At 60.3% G+C, this 3,366-nt stretch carries 4 protein-coding genes; 1 reads left to right on the forward strand and 3 read right to left on the reverse strand.

Going from position 1 to position 3,366, the window contains the following annotated elements; all coding sequences use genetic code 11:
* Positions 1-67 precede the first annotated feature (67 nt).
* Positions 68-688 carry a hypothetical protein gene (locus NW856_RS03980; protein ID WP_414399218.1) on the forward strand — a complete coding sequence of 207 codons (621 nt, stop codon included), beginning with the start codon at positions 68-70 and terminating at the stop codon, positions 686-688.
* On the opposite strand, the gene rsmD is transcribed toward NW856_RS03980, so the two are convergent.
* Genes rsmD through NW856_RS03995 form a run of 3 tightly spaced genes read right to left on the reverse strand, consistent with a single transcriptional unit; the run spans position 685 to position 2,934 of the window.
* Entirely contained in the window at positions 685-1,236 is a 552-nt protein-coding gene (gene rsmD, locus NW856_RS03985; protein WP_414357400.1) for a 16S rRNA (guanine(966)-N(2))-methyltransferase RsmD, read from the reverse strand. The two genes, NW856_RS03980 and rsmD, sit on opposite strands and share 4 nt — an antisense overlap.
* A 9-nt stretch (positions 1,237-1,245) precedes the next feature.
* Entirely contained in the window at positions 1,246-2,133 is an 888-nt protein-coding gene (locus tag NW856_RS03990) for a Sll0314/Alr1548 family TPR repeat-containing protein (protein WP_414399219.1), read from the reverse strand.
* Between the two features lie 39 nt (positions 2,134-2,172).
* A complete protein-coding gene (locus NW856_RS03995) occupies positions 2,173-2,934 on the reverse strand; it encodes a HEAT repeat domain-containing protein (protein ID WP_414399221.1) in 762 nt (253 codons plus the stop codon).
* Positions 2,935-3,366: the final 432 nt, after the last annotated feature.

Genomic DNA, 3,366 nt, shown 5'->3' on the forward strand with positions numbered 1-3,366 from the left:
GCAGCAAAGACCCGAGGAGTAGGGTAAAGTGGAACGGGTCAAGAGAGGTTTTGGGGGTTACCCGCACATGATTGGACGACGTCCCGCTGTTGCTTCCCAAGGCTGTCGCCAGGACGCCATCGCCCAGGGACTTAGCCTTCTGCGCCGTTCTTGGGCGCGGTTGGTTTTCGGCGTACTGCTCGGCCTTGTCCTGGGCATGGGCTCCACCTTCTGGGCCACTGCTCAGCAGCTCCCTGCCGGACAGCAGCTTATTCCCAATCCGCAGCAGTTTCGCGCCCTAGAGCAACCCAGCAGCGCCCTCAGCGCATTGCGAGCCGAACAACTGGCCGCCGAAGCCAATGCCGCCATCCAAGCGCAAAACTACGACCAGGCTGTCGAGCTGCTGCAACAGGTGTTCAACGCCTACAACCAGCGCTCCAACTACCACCAAGATCTCTCCCGCGCCTTCGCCGGGATCCAAAACCGCATCTCCGAAGAACAGCGGGAGCTGGCCCGTGTTGCCGCCCAAGCCCGGGATCAAGCTGCCTACGATTTGGCCGTGGTCTATCGCGCCGCAGGGCGACCGGAAGAGGCCGTGGGCTGGCTGATCCAGGTCATCAACAGCCAGAGCCCAACCCGCGAGCTGGGCACCCAAGCCTACCAGCAGCTCTTGGAAATCGGCTTCGTCAGCACTCCCTTCCCCAGCTAGAGCTGCTCTTCCAGATTGCGATAGAAAGCCAGCGCCGTTTGCCCATAGGTTCGTTGGTCAAAGCGCAGCAGGGATCCCACCTGGTCTGGTAGCTTCTGGCCGCTGCGATGCTCGACGATCAAGGTTCCCCCTGGCTTGAGCAAGGGCGGGATCAGGGGCAGGAGCGGGGCGTACAGACCGGCCTCGTAGGGAGGAGCAAAGTACACGTAATCAAATGGCTCCAAGTTCAGGCCGCGGCTGAGCAGCTTGCGGGCATCCCCCTGAATGACCTGGAAAGATTGCCCCGGCTGCGCCACCTTGGCCCAGTTGGCTCGGATGATGCGGCAGGCAGGGGCGGCAATCTCGATCCCGGCCACAAAAGCGGCCCCCTGACACAGAGCTTCTGCTCCCACCGTACCGGCCCCACAGCACAGATCCAGCCAGCGACAGCCTTCCACCTGCCCTTGCAAGATGTTGAACAAGGCCTGCCTCACCCGGCCAGGTGTGGGTCGAGTGCCCAAGCCAGCGGGAGTTTGCAGCGCTCGTTTGCCGCTGATGCGCAGGCTCATGGGATCCCTTCAGGGGCTAGGCGTGGCCGGCAACTGGCCGGTCAACCCACTGCGCTGGGCCGCGCGATCCCGCTCCATCTGGATTTGCTCCACCAAAGGTTGGGGCAGTTGGGCGGAAGCTTGCAGGGCCTGATCGAAAAGGGGGACGGCCTCTCGGTCTTGCCCTTTGGAAACCAGAATTTGCGCCTTGAGGTAATAGAGCTCCGGGTTGTTGCAGGAAGCAGCAATGGCCCGATCCACCGCCTCCAGCGCCTCGTCAAAGCGCTGCATATCCCGGTAGGCCAGAGCTTGGCCGCGGTAGGACAGATAGTCAGGAGCTGCCATCCGAAACTGATTTAGAGCCTTCTCCCGGTAGGTCAGCAGCAAATCCATGTAGCCGTTGAGCAGATTGAGCTCCGGATCGCTGCTGTCCACTGCTTGGGCGGCCCGAATGGAAGCAAACAATTGATTGAGGGTGGGCAGAGCTTTGGGCAAACCGATGACCACCCCATCTCGCACCACTATGTTGGCTGCCTCCAGCCCATAGCCCACGCCCTCATAAAGGTTGCCCCGCAGGGGATCCGTCTTTTTCAACTCGGCGGCCACCTGTCGGGTTTGAGTGGCCAACTGGGCAAATGCTTCCAGGTCTCCCTCCTGATAAGCCAGCGCCGCCAACAGGGCATAGACCATCGGCTCTTCGGGAGAGGCTTTCTTGGCCATTGCCAGCTTTTCCCGGCTCTGGCTGTAGCGGCCTGCACAGAAGAACTCTTCAAAAGCTGCCGCCACCTCCGGCCTGATGGGGCGGGCATTGTCCCCGCTGCGGAAGGGATCCTGCGCCCAAACGGGCAGAGCGGATCCCCACACCCAACAAATCACCCCCAGCAGTTTGCCCAGCCTGCTCATTTTGCCGATACTCATCCCCAGTGCCTCAACTCCCACCCCCATCTAACCCTCTCTTCAGCGCAGCAGTTGGGCAATCGAAGCAATAGCGGCATCTTGAACCAACTCATTGGGCTCATAGGCCAGAAGATCGTGCAAGGGATCCAAGGCGCGCGGATCCCCGATTTGGCCGAGGGCACGGGCTGCCGCCTCCCGCACCACCGGTTCATCGTCCGCAAGCTTGGTCAGCAAAGCCGGCACCGCCTCCACCACCCGCATTTGCCCCAACCGGTAAATGGTTTGCAGTTGAGCCTCAAGAGGGGTTGCTGGGAGAGCAGAGCTGTACACAGAAATACCCGCAGAACCGTCGGAGGAGTAGCCGCCGTGCGCCATCGAGATAGCCGAGAGAGCCTGCAACGCCTCTAGGGCACGAGATCGCTCTGCCCGGCTCATCTGGGGCAATTGAGCCACCAGATCCTCAAAAGCTTGCTGCACAGGATCGACAGCCGCAACCTGTTGGGCAATGCGAGTTAATTGGCGATCCGCCTGCACCTGCTGCCAAGACTGAAACGCCGTCAGACCTGCCACTATCAGAGCCGCATCGGCCAGAATGGCCAACAGCGCCATTCCTCCCCAAATCTTGCTGCGACGGCTGAGCCTTTGCATTTGCTTGTCCACATAGACAAAGGCTTGGTGCTGCCGTTCCCAAAAGTCGGGGGCCACCTGCAGAGTTTGGGCGCTCAGATCGGGAGACAGAAGGTTTTCCTCGCGGGCTACCTCTAGGCTCTGTAGCCTTTGATTCAAGCGAGAAAATTGTTTCGTCCAGAGCCAAGTAAACATCAGGTCACGTCCTCTCTGCAAACCTGCCATCGAGAACCAAGTCTTGCTGACACAACATTGTGCAGGACATTGTGCGGGAACATTATGCGGGCTGTGCTGGCGTTCAGTGTCAGGCAAGGTTGGCCCACTTTCCCCTGGGATCCCAGAGGGGGAGCTTATGCGACAGGATAACAAAAGCGTCAGCTCCCCACCACCGGTCTTTACCCCAGAATCGCAGGATACCTCTCATCATGGAGAGGCCGACGAAGGATACAGAGAGGTTGGCTGCACTTGCGACCGAGAGAACCCGAAGGCCACCGCGTCGAGCTTCTCGACACCCGACTGACCGTTTGAGCCATTCTGCCGCTGCCTGAGGAGATGCCATGACCACTGCCCTCGCCCCCCGTAAAACCCACACTTCAGAGGAATACTTTGCCCTGGAAGCTGAATCAG

The sequence above is a fragment of the Synechococcus sp. R3-13 genome (genome assembly GCF_047462195.1).
Classification (GTDB): Bacteria; Cyanobacteriota; Cyanobacteriia; order Thermostichales; family Thermostichaceae; genus Thermostichus.